Here is a 14,064-nt window from a genome sequence, read left to right as displayed (position 1 = left end):
CCTTTCCCGACGGCTTGCGAGGCTCCCGCTTAGTCGTTGTGACCGTCGTATGGGGGTGTGTTGAGCCACGCCTGAATGTGGGCGTGCCATTGGTTCTTCGAAGCGCTTGATGCCAGGGAAGCGTTGATTGACTGAGAAGCCAAGTCTGCGATCTGTTGATCGGACAGACTAAAGGTGTCGCGTGCTCGTGCGTACTGTTGGATCAGTCGCGAACGGAATAACAGCGGGTCATCTGCGCCCAGTGCCACCGTTGCCCCGTATTTCATAAAAACGGGCAGGGGAACGTGTGAAAAGTCCTGGTAGACCCCCAAATGGACGTTTGAGGTCGGGCAGACTTCGAAAGCAACGCCTTCGTCAATGAGCCTGCGAAGCAGGTCTGGATCTTCCGTCGTACGCACGCCGTGGCCGAGTCGTGCCGGGTTGAGCGCGGTGACAACATTGCGTACCGACTCGGGTCCTAGCAGTTCACCACCGTGGGGAAGAGAAGCCAGTCCTGCGCGCCGTGCGATGCCGAAGGCCGCGCCAAACTCGCTGGTTGTGCCCACGCGTTCATCATTCGATAAGCCGAAACCGACGACCGTGCCCGGACCCTCGCCAGCATATTGCGCGGCTAATCGTGCCAGAATTCGGGCATCAAGAGGATGTCGGATACGCGATGCGGCAACGATAATTCCCACTTCCACGCCCGTATCGCGCCACGCCTGTCGGGCCTCGTCAAGGATGATTTCGAGGGCCGGAGTGATGCCACCAACCCACGGGGCGTAAGAGGTCGGATCCACCTGCATTTCAAGGCGAACCGAGCCCTCTTTCGCGTCGTCTTCTACAGCTTCGCGGACGATGCGTCGCATGGCGGATTCTGAGCGCACCAGATGACGCGCAGAATCGTAGGAACGTTGGAAGCGGAACCAGCCTCGTCCGTCGGCGGGGACTTTTAACGGGTCGATGGCCAGAAGGTGGCTGGGCAAGCGAACGCCCTGCTCATTGGCCAGGTCAATCAGAGTCTGCGGGCGCATTGCTCCAGTGAAATGCAGGTGCAGATGCGCTTTCGGTAGGCGCGATAAATCGCGTCGACCAGATGTTTGGTGCGCCGGGGCAGTCAGATTCGGTTGGGTTGGGCGTGCGCGTTTGGCCTGGTCAGTGAATCGGTGGATAGGCGACGAGGCGACGAACTGGGACATCAGTGCCTGTCCAGCCAGGCGACGATGTCTTTAATCAGGCCTGGACCCTCGGGTTCGTTGAGGACCTCATGGTACGCGCCATCAATGATTCGTAGGTGAATATCAGCATCAGGGTGTGATGCCAGTGCGTTCTGAACGAAAGTCTTTGAAGCGTTCAACGATGCCAACTTATCTGCGTTTCCGTGAAGGATCAGCATAGGAGTCCTGGCGCGGTGAGCATTCTTCAGGACAAGGTCGCCCTGAGTGATCATTGTTGCCCCCGTGATCAGAGGAACGCCACCCGTGTAGTTGAGTGGATCAGCATCGAACGCTTCTTGGACTCTGGGGTCGCGAGAGAGGACGGAAGGGTCATCTGCTGAGCGAGGCTTCTGCGCCGTCAAAGCGGGGAAAACGCGCGCAAGCGGAAGCAGTAAGCGAGCCACGCCAGCCGGCAACGGAGGAAGCGGGCGGAATGCTGGGCCCGTCAAGATCGCACCGTTCACGTTCGAGGGGTTCAGAAGAAGCGATGCGGCGGTAACCAAACCACCCATGGAATGACCAAAGAGGAAGAGGTCTGATGTGCGTGCGTGCGCCAGCACAATGCGTCGAGCGTCTAGATGGTCTTTGATCAGGCGTCCAACATCAACCTGCGAACGTGGGCCTGGGGATGTGCCGTGAGCATAGTGATCGTAGAACGCGATGTCGTATCCAGCTTCAATAAGTTCGTCTTGCAGGGGAAGAAAACGGCCCGAGTGCTCGGCATATCCGTGGCAGAGCAAGACGGTGCCCTTCGGGGCGAGCGTTGACGCGGAACGATACTGGATATTCATGCACTCTATTGTGGCAGGTGGAAGGCAGTGTGTGCAGAATACGGGACGGCTCTGAGAACCTGTGCGGTTCTCAGAGCCGTCCGTTCGTCCAGACATGCCAAGCGTGAACAGAATACAGACACTGTGTGGGTTCGAGATCCTGGGCGCGAGGTCCTGTCCTGGGGAGGTGCTAGTAAGGCCTGGCCTCAGTGCGCTTGCGCCAGAAGCTCCTGAATGCGGCCGACACCTTCAACAAGGTCGCCGTCAGACAGGGCGTAGGAGAGACGAATGAAGCCAGATGGGCCGAACGCTTCGCCGGGCACCACAGCAACCTCGACCTCTTCGAGGATCAGGTCGGCAAGCTCAGCCGACGTTGTGGGGACCTTGCCACGGATTTCGCGACCCAGAATGCCCTCGACGTTCGGGTAGGCGTAGAACGCGCCCTTCGGGGTCGGAACATCGAGGCCGTCGATTTGGGAAAGCATCGAGATCATGGTCTTGCGCCTGCGGTCGAATGCCTCACGCATGGAATGAACAGCGTCGAGAGGGCCAGTGACAGCTTCCAAGGCTGCACGCTGAGCCATATTCGATACGTTCGAGGTCAAATGTGATTGGAACGAGGTTGCAGCCTTCACAATGTCAGTCGGAGCGATCATCCAACCAACACGCCAGCCGGTCATTGCGTAGGTCTTCGCCACACCGTTCAACACGATGGTCTGATTGGCAAGCTCTGGAAGAAGCTTCACCATATGAGCCGGCTCGGCATCTTCATAGAGCAAGTGCTCGTAGATTTCGTCGGTGATAATCCAAATGCCGTGTTCAAGAGCCCATTCGCCAATCGCGCGAGCTTCTGCAGGAGTGTAAACAGCGCCGGTCGGATTCGAGGGTGAGCAGTGCAATAGAAGCTTCGTCTTTTCCGTACGAGCAGCTTCGAGCTGTTCGACGGTTACCTTGTAATTCTGATCGGCACCAGCGAAAACGGGAACCGTGACACCGCCGGCAAGCTTGATGACTTCCGGATAGGTCGTCCAGTAGGGGGTCGGAAGAAGAGCCTCGTCCCCCGGATCCAAAATGGAAGCGAAAGCCTGGAATACGGCCTGCTTACCGCCATTGGTGACCAGCACCTGCAACGGATCAACTTCGTAGCCGGAATCGCGCAGAGTCTTTGCGGCAATTGCTTCGCGCAAAGCTGGAAGGCCGGCCGCCGGAGTGTAGCGGTGCATCGCCGGCTCGCGCGCTGCGCGGACGGCGGCCTCGACAATATTGTCAGGGGTGGGGAAGTCCGGCTCACCTGCGCCGAAGCCGATGACGGGACGACCCGCAGCCTTCAGGGCTTTCGCTTTCGCGTCAACCGCGAGAGTGGCTGAAGGGGTGATAGCGGAAAAGCGTGCGCTGACGCGCGATCGAGGTGTTGTGCTCATAGGACTATCGTCGCATTAAATGGGGCTGTTCGGTAGTCTAATTCCGAATATCAAGCAGTTTGCGACACTCCCCAGTTGGACAGTTGAAGAGATTTTCCATAAACTCGTTCCCGCACGTTCTACGGCGTGCAGTAGGGCAGTGGCGCAATTGGTAGCGCACCGGTCTCCAAAACCGGCGGTTGTGGGTTCGAGTCCCGCCTGCCCTGCCACTATATTCTGGGCACGAATTCAGGAGGGGTTCCGTGGCTGACGCAACGGCATCACACATGCCAGCGAAAACAGATCGCACGAAGTCTGGCGCTACGCCGTCCCGTGACTCCCACGAAAAAGAGGCTCAGAAGAAGCCGAATATTTTCGTGAGGATGTGGACTTTCTTCCTTCAAGTGATTGAAGAAATGAAGAAGGTCGTCTACCCGAGTGGTTCTGAAACGTGGACCTACTTCGTTGTCGTGGTCGTTTTTGTGGCCGTAATCATGGCTTTCACTGGTCTTTTGGATCTTGGATTCGGTAAACTGAACGCACTGATATTCAGCTGAAGCTGATGCGAACCCGCCCGCAGATACTGCAGGCGGGTTTCTTCTAGCCTTCGGCACTCAATTTTCTGCTAGGAAACTAGCACCCAGGAGGAACGCGTGAGTGAAGAGAATCTGCCTGTCGAAATCGACGAGGCCGCCCAGGCTGAACTGACCGAAAACCCCGCTGAAGCGGCGGAAGAAGAAGCCGGAAGCGTTGAGCAGCCGGTTGAAGCTGAAGAAGCTGAATCTGGCGAAGAATCTGGCGACATTGATCCCCTCGAAAAGTTCCGCAACGAGATCATGATGATCCCCGGTGACTGGTACGTCTTGCACACCTACTCCGGTCACGAGCGCAAGGTGAAGGCGAACCTTGAACAACGCGTTCAAAGCCAGAACATGACCGATAAGGTCTTCCGCGTCGAGGTTCCGGATGAGTACATCACCGAGTTCCGTGGTTCGGTGAAGAAGCGTGTTCGCCACGTTCGTATTCCTGGCTATGTCGTCGTCTGCATGGACTTTGATGAAGAGTCGTACCGCATGGTCAAGGACACCCCGGCTATTACCGGCTTCGTTGGAGACCAGCACAACCCGGTTCCGCTCAGCATCGATGAGGTCGTTGATCTGCTGAAGTACAACATCCTTGAAGAAGCTGGCCCGCAGGTCCCTGCCGTGGCTCAGGTCAAGGAAGAGATCCGCGTGGCCTTCGAGGTTGGCGAGATCGTCACCGTCATCGATGGTCCGTTCGAGTCGCTGGAAGCGACTATTTCCGAGATCTCGCCCGAGACCGAGAAGCTCAAGGTTCTCGTCATGATCTTCGAACGCGAGACTCCGCTTGAACTTGGTTTCGACCAGGTTGCCAAGCGCGAAGACTGACCAAAGAGTGAAGTCGCGCACCCGAACTTGGGAACATGGGCGGGTGCGCGATAGCATTGCACTTCGTGTGTAGTGGGTTCAGTGCGCCTTCAGCGCCCTGCCTCTACATGCAACCAGAAGGAATTCCGTTCTTCTGGTAATTGAACAAGAAAGACCCGAAATATGGCACCGAAGAAGAAGGTCACCGGCCTGATCAAGCTTCAGATCGCAGCCGGCGCCGCAACCCCTGCACCTCCGGTTGGTCCTGCACTGGGCCAGCACGGTGTGAACATCGTTGAGTTCACGAAGGCCTACAACGCTGCAACTGAGTCGCAGCGTGGTTCGATCGTTCCGGTTGAAATCACCGTTTATGAAGACCGTACGTTCACCTTCGTTCTGAAGACTCCGCCGGCTTCCGAAATGATCAAGAAGGCCGCTGGCCTCCAGAAGGGCTCCGGCACCCCGAACACTGTGAAGGTTGGCTCCATCACTATGGACCAGGCTCGCGAAATTGGACAGGCAAAGATGGTCGACCTCAACGCGAACGACATCGAAGCTGCAGCCAAGATCATCGCCGGCACCGCCCGCTCCATGGGCATCGTCGTCGAAGGCTGACCCCAAACTATTTCCCGTGGTAGGGCATGCGCTGCCCGGAACCCACAACTGCAAGGAGAAGAAGCAGAATGACTAAGCGCTCCAAGAGCTACCGCGCCGCGGCTGAAAAGATTCACGCGGACATTCTCTACACCCCTCTCGAGGCCATGAAGCTGGCCAAGGAGACCACCGTCACCAAGTTCGATTCGACCGTCGAGGTCGTCTTCCGACTGGGTGTTGATCCTCGCAAGGCTGACCAGATGGTGCGTGGCACCGTCTCGCTGCCTCACGGCACCGGCAAGACCTCCCGGGTCTTGGTCTTCGCTGTTGGTGAGCGTGCGCAGGATGCAATCGACGCTGGTGCTGACGAGGTCGGTGGCGACGAGCTCATCGAAAAGGTTGCTAAGGGCTACACCGACTTTGATGTCGCCGTTGCAACCCCGGACCTCATGGGCAAGGTTGGTCGCCTCGGTCGCGTCCTCGGCCCGCGTGGTTTGATGCCGAACCCGAAGACCGGCACGGTCACCATGGACGTCGCGAAGGCGATCAAGGAGATCAAGGGTGGTCGTATTGAGTTCCGCGTCGACAAGCACTCGAACCTTGCGTTCATTGTTGGCAAGTCCTCCTTCACCGCAGAACAGCTCGCCGAGAACTACGGCGCTGTCCTGGACGAAATCCTTCGTCTGAAGCCGGCTTCCGCCAAGGGGCGCTACATCTCGAAGGCAACCGTCTCCACCACGATGGGCCCGGGCATCCCGCTCGATGCCACGAAGACGAAGAACGTCGCAACTGCTGACGCTTCCTGATGTTGAACTCCCTGTAGGGGAATGAAACATTGACGTATGAGTGGGCTTGATTGGCTTAAACACCAATCAAGCCCACTCACGTTTTATGTTCATGGGTTGTGTGAGTGAGTATTGAGGTCTGCGTGCCCTACTGCACATCGTCGCGACTGGATTTGCTTCACCCCATCCTGCTAGTCTGGTCACTGCCGAAGACCGTCGGTTTCTCAGGAAACTGAGATGAAATGCGAAAGCTGTCGACGTAGGTGAGTGACTAGTCAGCAATGACTACACCGGATATTTATGCCCGACACGAACCTACGTGTCGGGCTTTTTCATTACTCGGTGGTCACTTATCTGGAAGGAGGACCATGGCGAGGTCTGACAAGGTAGCAGCAGTTGCCGAACTCGTGGAACGTTTCCGCGCGTCTGACGCTGTCCTGCTCACTGAGTATCGCGGCCTGACCGTTGGCCAGCTCAAGCAGCTGCGTCGCGGACTGGGCGAAAACGCGAGCTACGCCGTGGTGAAGAACACGCTGGCAAGGCTGGCGGCACAGGAAGTCGGCCTCGGCTTCCTCGCTGAGGACCTGAAGGGTCCGACCGCTATTGCTTTCGTCACCGGTGAGCCTGTTGAGGCTGCCAAGACGCTGCGTGATTTTGCCAAGGAAAACCCCCAGCTCGTCCTGAAGTCGGGCGCAATGGATGGCGTAGCGCTGTCCGTTGAGGGTGTTAAGAAGCTTGCTGATCTGGAATCCCGCGAGGTTCTGCTGGCCAAGACTGCCGGCGCCCTCAAGGCGAAGATTTCGCAGGCGGCGTACGCATTCAACGCGCTCCCGTCCAAGACGGTGCGCACCATCGATGCTCTGCGTGCACAGCAGGGCGAAGCGGCCTGAAGCGACAGGCCCCGCGCGTTCGATTCGTAACCGCGTGGAACTCACCAACAATCTGCTCGCAAGGCAGGCCAATTAGGAAGGATGCCAATCATGGCAAAGCTCTCCAACGATGAGCTCATCGAAGCTTTCAAGGAAATGTCCCTCATCGAGCTCTCTGACTTCGTCAAGCTCTTCGAAGAGACCTTCGACGTCACCGCTGCTGCTCCGGCTGCTGTCGCCGTTGCTGCTGCTCCGGCTGCTGCTGAAGCTGCTGAAGAAAAGGACGAGTTCGAGGTTGTCCTCGAGTCCGCAGGTGATAAGAAGATCGCAGTTGTCAAGGCTGTCAAGAACCTCACCGGTCTCGGCCTGAAGGAAGCCAAGGATCTTGTTGACGGCGCACCGTCGACCATCTTCGAAGCTGCCAAGAAGGACGACGCTGAGAAGGCAAAGGCTGAAATCGAAGAAGCAGGCGGCAAGGTCACCCTTAAGTGATTTCGTCTTCTTACCTGACGTGTCTTTGTGCGCATAGAAGGTGAGAAACGCTTCAGCGATTCATTCGCTTGAAACTGTCCCCTGGGAGTGATTCCCGGGGGACAGTTTTTGCCTGATGAGGTCCTGTTTATGCTGTGTTTCAAAATGAGGCGCGCACCACGCAGAGTCAATTTGCAATCAGCGGTTGAACTTCGGCATAATTAACAGGTCGCAATCCCGCGTAGCTCAACGGCAGAGCATCCGACTGTTAATCGGACGGTTACTGGTTCGAATCCAGTCGCGGGAGCCACATAACTGGGGCTTCAGTGAGTTACTCACTGAAGCCCCAGTTTCTTGGGACTAATGCCCATTTTTGTGTCTTAATTTTGGTGTTTTGGCCAGGGTGCTTTGTGATGAGGGGTTTAGTTAGCTTTTTGGGCTTGTTTTCTAAGGGGTGTTGACTTTCGGGCATTATCCCCAGTTTCATGCCTCTATAGCTCGTGCCTTCGGGCACTGTGGGGGAGTCGCTATTTGATGTGCCCGGCCTCGTCGTTGACTAGCGGAGGGGCGAACGCAACTCGCTCCCTCGCGTTCGTGTGTAGTGAATCGTCCCCACCGGAATCTGCTGTTTGTTGACAGATTTTTGCAGGTTGGAGATGCAAATATGCCCAATTGAAATGGTCGTTAGGTCAGTGCGTGAAAGCTCTCGGGGCGCTTTTGTTGATATCTCGCGAGTCCTTTTCGTTAGCGGTAACGATTTAATAACGGAGCGTCATTTTCGATTTCAAAGGCGCTCTCAGTTGTCGTAGGCTTATCACACGCCAATGAGGGCGATTCCTGGGGCTTGTTTCGGTAGCGCTAACGAGTTTCAGATAACAAACTCCGGCCACACTGTAGTGATCGGTACCCAAGGGGTGAGAAGTGACAAAGTTACTTGAGTTAAAGGGGATCTCAAAGACATTCCCTGGCGTCAAGGCGTTGTCCAACGTGGACCTTGACCTTAACGCTGGCGAGATCTTGGGTCTCTGTGGTGAGAACGGCGCCGGTAAGTCGACGCTGATGAAGGTTCTCACTGGTATCCATAAGGCGGATCCGGGCGGTGAGATTTGGCTCCAGGGGCAGAAGGTTGATGTCAAGAACGCCAACCATGCTCGTGATCTGGGTTTGAGCATCATTCACCAAGAGCTCAACATTATTCCAGACCTCACGGTTGCGCAGAACCTGTACATCGGTCGTGCTGGCTCCCACAAAGGCTCGGTCATCAACGACCGCAAGCTCAACAAGGATGCTAAGGAGCTGTTCGAGCGCCTGAACATGGACCTGAACCCGGCGGACACCTGCCGTGACCTCACGGTTGCCCGTCTGCAGATGCTTGAAATTGCCCGTGCACTTTCCTACGAGTCAACGAAGATCCTGGTCATGGACGAGCCCACAGCTCCTCTGACCACGACTGAGACCGAATCCCTGTTCGAGCTCGTTCGCAACTTCATTACTCCGGAAACCGGCCTGATCTTCATCACGCACCGTATGCCTGAGCTCAAGGAGCTCACTGACCGCATCTCTGTTCTGCGTGATGGTGAGTACGTCGGCACCGTCGATACCAAGGCCACCGAACTCTCCGAGGTTATTCGCCTCATGGTTGGTCGCGAGGTTCCGGCTGATGCTCGCCCCACCACTAAGCCTCTGTCTGACGAAGCAGTTCTGAAGGTTGAGCACCTGTCCACGAAGAAGGCCGTCCACGATGTGTCCTTCGAGGTTAAGAAGGGCGAAATCTTCGGCTTCGCAGGTCTCGTTGGCGCAGGTCGTACCGAAGTTGCTCGCGCTCTCTCCGGTGCTGACCCCCACACTTCCGGCGATGTCTACATCAACGGTAAGAAGGTCTCGATCCGCAACGCAGCTGACGGCGTTAAGGTTGGCATCGGCTACCTCTCCGAAGACCGTAAGCAGTTCGGTCTTCTTCTCGACAAGACCATCGCAGACAACACTGCAATGGCTACGATGAGCGAATTCACCAGTGCCGGCGTCATCAACTCCAAGAAGATCGACGCAGTAGCTCAGGAATACGTCGCGAAGCTCCGTACTCGTACCCCTTCGATTCACACTGAAGTTCGTTCCCTCTCTGGTGGTAACCAGCAGAAGGTCGTTATCGCCAAGTGGCTTGTCCGCGACTCCGACGTGCTGATCTTCGACGAACCGACCCGAGGCATCGATGTTGGCGCGAAGGATGAAATCTACACACTTCTGGAGGCTCTTGCCAAGCAGGGCAAGGCGATCATCGTGATCTCCTCCGAACTGCCTGAGGTTCTGCGCCTGGCAAACCGCATCGCAGTTATGGCCCACGGCCGCATCATCGGCACACTCGACAACGAGGTCGCCACCCAGGAAAACATCATGGAACTGGCCACCGTTGGTCAGGAAGAAGCGAATGGAGTTCTCGCGTGAGCACCGCAGCTACTAAGGCGGAAAAGTCCACCAGCCCGGTGGCAGCCTTCTTCAAATCGAACATGCAGCTAGTCATGGTGATCATCGCACTGGTCATCATCTACGCATACTTCATGTTCGCAGCCCCGAACTTTGCGCAGCCGAAGATCTTTACCGATATTCTTCTGCAGGCCGCCTACACCGGCGTGATGGCTCTCGGCGCAACGTTCGTTATCGCAACATCCGGCATTGACCTCTCGGTCGGTACGGGCATGACCCTCGTCGCCGTTATGGCCGGTGTCTTCCTGTCGGCTGACTGGCTGAACCTGCCCCTGGGGGTCGGTCTTATCCTCGTTCTCCTGTTCGGTGCTTTCGTTGGTCTGATCAACGGCCTGAACATCTCGATTCTCGGTCTTCCGCCGTTCATTGCAACACTGGCAATGATGATGGTGGCTCGTGGTCTGGCACTGATCATCTCCGATAAGTCCACGATCTCGATCGCAAACCCTGGCTACATCGCACTGTCCACCGGTTCGATCATCCCGGGTATCTCGAACGCAGCAATCATCTTCATCCTCTTGACGATTCTTGCAGCGTTCCTGCTGAACAAGACCCTCCTTGGTCGTTACGCTCTGGCCATTGGATCGAACGAGGAAGCAACCCGCCTCTCCGGTGTGAACGTCCGCCTCTGGAAGGTCATCATCTACATCACCGCTGGTGTCTTCATGGCAATCGGCGCAATCCTCTACTCGGCACGTTTCGGCTTCGTCCAGCCCGCTGAAGGCGTCGGCTTCGAACTCAACGTCATCGCAGCAACCGTTATCGGTGGCACGTCACTCTCCGGTGGCCGTGCATCGATCCCAGGTGCATTCGTTGGTGCACTCATCATGGAAACCCTGAAGAAGGGCCTGACGATGATGGGTGTTGCTTCTGAATGGCAGCTGGTTGTTACCGGTATCGTTGTTCTCCTCGCAGTCTTCATTGACAACATCCGCCGCGCTCGCGAGAACGCAGCCTGATAAAACCAATTGAATCCGTGAATCTTACATAGGCGTTTGATTCACACCCTCAAGAAGGCAAACGTCTTCTTGGCCCCACGAAAGGAAAAACACATGCGCCCCATCGGCCGTATCGTTGCAGTCGCAGCAGCCGGAACCATGGCCTTCGGCCTGGCAGCTTGCTCCACCTCGAACACCTCCGAGTCGGGTTCCGACGCAGCGGCATCGGGCTCCGATTCCGCAACAAAGGAAGAGGTCACCGAGCAGTCTAACGAAGTTCCTGCTGGCGATGGCACCAAGACCATCTACCTCGTCTCCAAGGGCTTCCAGCACCGCTTCTGGCAGGCAGTGAAGGAAGGCGCCGAGGACGCCGGCAAGGAGTTCAACTACAAGATCCAATTCGTCGGCCCCGACGACGAGACCAAGGTGACCCAGCAACTCGACCAGCTCCAGGCAGCACTCGACACCTCCCCGGCAGCTATCGGCCTTGCAGCTCTCGACTCGGGCGCAGCAACCCCGCTACTCACCCAGATTGAGTCCGCAGGCATCCCGCTGGTCGCATTCGACTCCGGTGTTGACTCCGACCTCCCGCTGACCACGGTTTCGACCGATAACAAGGCAGCAGCAGCTGAGGCCGCAAAGCACATGATCGAACTGCTCGATGGCAAGACCGGCTCCGTCGGCGTGATCTGCCACGACGCAACCTCCACCACCGGCAAGCAGCGTTGCGATGGCTTCAAGGAATACTTCAAGGCCAACGCACCCGAGGGCCTGAAGCTCCTCGAAGAGCAGATTGCAGGCGAGGTCGGCAAGGCAGCTGACACCTCCAAGGCCATCATCCAGGCAAACGACGACATCGTCGGCATGTACGGCTCCAACGAAGCAGCAGCTTCCGGCGCCATCCAGGGTGCTAACGAGTCCGGCAAGACCCTGACCGTTGTCGGCTTTGACTCCGGCAAGACCCAGATCGCTGCAATCAAGGACGGCTCGCAGGCCGGCGCCATCACCCAGGCGCCGAAGCTCATGGGCTACAAGACCGTCACTGCAGCCATCCAGGCAATCAACGGCATCGCACTCCCGAAGACGATTGACTCCGGCTTCTACTGGTACGACGCATCCAACATCGACTCTGACGAGGTCGCTCCGAACCTCTACGAGTGATGTTGACTGAGTTGGGGTGGGCTCATTCACTCGGGCCCGCCCCAACTCACACGTAGGATCCGAGGGGTGTGAATCGCCCCCCACTCAACAATGAAGTTTTGATCAAGGAATGAGGGAACAAATGACTGATCACCCCCGCATCGGTATCCGCCCGGCAATCGATGGTCGCCGTCGCGGTGTCCGCGAAAGCCTCGAAGAGCAGACCATGGGCATGGCTGAGGCCGTTGCCAAGCTCTTCTCCGAAAACCTCCGTTACACCGACGGCACCCCCGTCGAGTGCGTCATTGCTGACACCACCATTGGTCGTGTCCACGAAGCAATGGCTTGCGCTGACAAGTTCCGCGTCAACAATGTCGGCTTGACCCTGACCGTTACCCCCTGCTGGTGCTACGGCACTGAAACCACGGACATGGATGCCACCATGCCGCACGCAATTTGGGGCTTCAACGGCACCGAGCGCCCCGGCGCTGTCTACCTGGCAGCAGCTCTTGCTGGGCACGCGCAGATCGGTATCCCCGCATTCGGCATCTACGGCAAGGATGTCCAGGATGGCGATGACAATTCCATTCCGGAAGATGTTCGTGAGCGTCTTCTGAGCTACGCTACCGCTGGTCTTGCAGTTGCCCAGATGCGTGGCAAGGCATACCTGTCCATGGGCTCGGTTGCCATGGGTATTGCTGGTTCTGTCGTCAACCCTGACTTCTTCGGTGCTTACCTTGGAATGCGCAACGAATACATCGACATGTCCGAGTTCACCCGCCGCATTGAAGAAGGCATCTACGATCCGGAAGAGTACGAGAAGGCTTACACCTGGATCCGCGAGAACTTCAAGCAGGGCAAGGACTGGAACCCCGAAGATTGGCAGTTCCCGGAGAAGCATGAGGACTGGTGGAAGTTCGTCACTAAGATGACCTTGATCGGTCGCGACCTGATGAACGGCAACCCACGTCTTGCAGAGCTCGGTTTTGAAGAAGAAGCTGGTGGCCACGGTGCTATCGCCGCAGGCTTCCAAGGACAGCGCCAGTGGACCGACCACTTCCCGAATGGTGACGTTATGGAAACCATTCTGAACACGAACTTCGACTGGACCGGTCCGCGTCAGCCCAACGTTCTTGCAACCGAGAACGATTCGCTCAACGGTGCTTCGATGCTGTTTGGCTACCTGTTGACCAATACGCCCCAGATCTTCTCCGATGTTCGCACCTACTGGAGCCCCGAGTCCGTCGAGCGCGTCACCGGCTGGAAGCCGGAAGGACGCGCGGCACAGGGCTTCCTTGACCTGCGCAACTCCGGTTCCACCACCCTTGACGGTGCTGGCAAGGCAACCCGTGACGGTAAGCCCGTCATCAAGCCGTTCTGGGAGGTCACCGAAGAAGACCAGAAGGCAACCCTTGAGGCAACCACCTTCCACCCGGCATCGACAGGTTACTTCCGCGGTGGTGGTTTCTCGACTCACTTCCGCACTGAAGGTGAAATGCCTGTCACCATGATTCGCATTAACCTGGTTGCCGGCAAGCCAGTCATGCAGATCTGCGAAGGCTGGACCGTCGAGCTTCCTGACGAAGTTGCTTTCAAGATCGAAGAGCGCACGGATATCGCATGGCCGACTACCTGGTTCGTTCCGAACCTCACCGGTGAAGGTGCCTTCAAGACGACCTACGATGTCATGAACAACTGGGGCGCAAACCACGGCGCGATTTCCTACGGTCACAACGGTGCCCTGTTCATCACGCTTGCCTCGATGCTCCGTATCCCGGTGAACATGCACAACGTTCCGGAAGAAAAGATCTTCCGCCCGAAGGCATGGTCGCTGTTCGGTACCGCTGATCTCGAAGGCGCGGACTACCGTGCATGCGAGACCTTCGGTCCGATGTACCGCTGATTGTTTAGTCGCAGTTAGCTGACGAAAGTCAAAGCGGTGGGTGAGCCCATTAGGGCTTACCCACCGCACCGACTCTCAATGTTGAGAGTCACCCAAGCGTTCAATGATGACGCTGACCATAAAGCTATA

The 14,064-nt window shown here is 57.1% G+C and carries 13 protein-coding genes and 2 tRNA genes; 12 read left to right on the top strand and 3 right to left on the bottom strand.

The window, feature by feature from the left end; translation table 11 throughout:
* Positions 1–29: 29 nt before the first annotated feature.
* The 3 genes from QP442_RS07685 to QP442_RS07675 all read right to left on the bottom strand — a co-directional run bounded on the left by QP442_RS07685 (position 30) and on the right by QP442_RS07675 (position 3,387).
* Positions 30–1,178 carry an adenosine deaminase gene (locus QP442_RS07685; protein ID WP_285069749.1) on the bottom strand — a complete coding sequence of 383 codons (1,149 nt, stop codon included), beginning with the start codon at positions 1,176–1,178 and terminating at the stop codon, positions 30–32.
* Complete coding sequence (locus tag QP442_RS07680; protein ID WP_006680233.1) at positions 1,178–1,987, bottom strand: alpha/beta hydrolase; 810 nt, start codon at positions 1,985–1,987, stop codon at positions 1,178–1,180. Before QP442_RS07680 ends, QP442_RS07685 begins: the two co-directional genes overlap by 1 nt.
* 185 nt (positions 1,988–2,172) lie before the next feature.
* Positions 2,173–3,387: a pyridoxal phosphate-dependent aminotransferase gene (locus QP442_RS07675; RefSeq protein ID WP_006680232.1), complete on the bottom strand. Its 1,215-nt coding sequence runs from the start codon at positions 3,385–3,387 to the stop codon at positions 2,173–2,175.
* 133 nt (positions 3,388–3,520) lie between these two features.
* On the opposite strand from QP442_RS07675, the gene QP442_RS07670 reads away from it, so the two are divergent.
* From QP442_RS07670 to QP442_RS07615, 12 genes are all read left to right on the top strand, one after another.
* Positions 3,521–3,596 (top strand) — tRNA-Trp (locus QP442_RS07670).
* Positions 3,597–3,629: 33 nt separating this feature from the next.
* On the top strand, positions 3,630–3,923 hold the full coding sequence (secE, locus tag QP442_RS07665; RefSeq protein ID WP_006680231.1) for a preprotein translocase subunit SecE: 294 nt from the start codon (positions 3,630–3,632) through the stop codon (positions 3,921–3,923).
* 96 nt (positions 3,924–4,019) lie between these two features.
* A complete protein-coding gene (gene nusG, locus QP442_RS07660; RefSeq protein WP_179369930.1) occupies positions 4,020–4,775 on the top strand; it encodes a transcription termination/antitermination protein NusG in 756 nt (251 codons plus the stop codon).
* A 162-nt stretch (positions 4,776–4,937) separates the two neighbouring features.
* The gene (gene rplK / locus QP442_RS07655) at positions 4,938–5,369 is read left to right on the top strand and encodes a 50S ribosomal protein L11 (protein WP_006680229.1); all 432 of its coding nucleotides are present in this window, start codon (positions 4,938–4,940) and stop codon (positions 5,367–5,369) included.
* A 68-nt stretch (positions 5,370–5,437) separates the two neighbouring features.
* Entirely contained in the window at positions 5,438–6,154 is a 717-nt protein-coding gene (gene rplA / locus QP442_RS07650) for a 50S ribosomal protein L1 (RefSeq protein ID WP_006680228.1), read from the top strand.
* A gap of 347 nt (positions 6,155–6,501) precedes the next feature.
* Complete coding sequence (gene rplJ, locus QP442_RS07645; RefSeq protein ID WP_006680227.1) at positions 6,502–7,023, top strand: 50S ribosomal protein L10; 522 nt, start codon at positions 6,502–6,504, stop codon at positions 7,021–7,023.
* A gap of 90 nt (positions 7,024–7,113) precedes the next feature.
* Entirely contained in the window at positions 7,114–7,494 is a 381-nt protein-coding gene (gene rplL / locus QP442_RS07640; RefSeq protein WP_006680226.1) for a 50S ribosomal protein L7/L12, read from the top strand.
* A gap of 214 nt (positions 7,495–7,708) precedes the next feature.
* Positions 7,709–7,783: transfer RNA gene (locus QP442_RS07635), tRNA-Asn, on the top strand.
* Between the two features lie 611 nt (positions 7,784–8,394).
* Positions 8,395–9,915 carry a sugar ABC transporter ATP-binding protein gene (locus QP442_RS07630; protein WP_006680225.1) on the top strand — a complete coding sequence of 507 codons (1,521 nt, stop codon included), beginning with the start codon at positions 8,395–8,397 and terminating at the stop codon, positions 9,913–9,915.
* On the top strand, positions 9,912–10,913 hold the full coding sequence (locus QP442_RS07625) for an ABC transporter permease (protein ID WP_101628744.1): 1,002 nt from the start codon (positions 9,912–9,914) through the stop codon (positions 10,911–10,913). Before QP442_RS07630 ends, QP442_RS07625 begins: the two co-directional genes overlap by 4 nt.
* 93 nt (positions 10,914–11,006) lie before the next feature.
* The gene (locus QP442_RS07620) at positions 11,007–12,053 is read left to right on the top strand and encodes an ABC transporter substrate-binding protein (protein WP_285069747.1); all 1,047 of its coding nucleotides are present in this window, start codon (positions 11,007–11,009) and stop codon (positions 12,051–12,053) included.
* Between the two features lie 121 nt (positions 12,054–12,174).
* Complete coding sequence (locus QP442_RS07615) at positions 12,175–13,935, top strand: L-fucose isomerase (RefSeq protein WP_285069745.1); 1,761 nt, start codon at positions 12,175–12,177, stop codon at positions 13,933–13,935.
* Positions 13,936–14,064: the final 129 nt, after the last annotated feature.

Origin of the sequence: Pauljensenia sp. UMB1177, from assembly GCF_030217965.1 — a bacterium.
GTDB lineage: Bacteria > Actinomycetota > Actinomycetes > Actinomycetales > Actinomycetaceae > Pauljensenia > Pauljensenia turicensis_A.
Note: the sequence above shows the minus strand (reverse complement) of the source record. Positions and strands in the feature narration are given on the sequence as shown.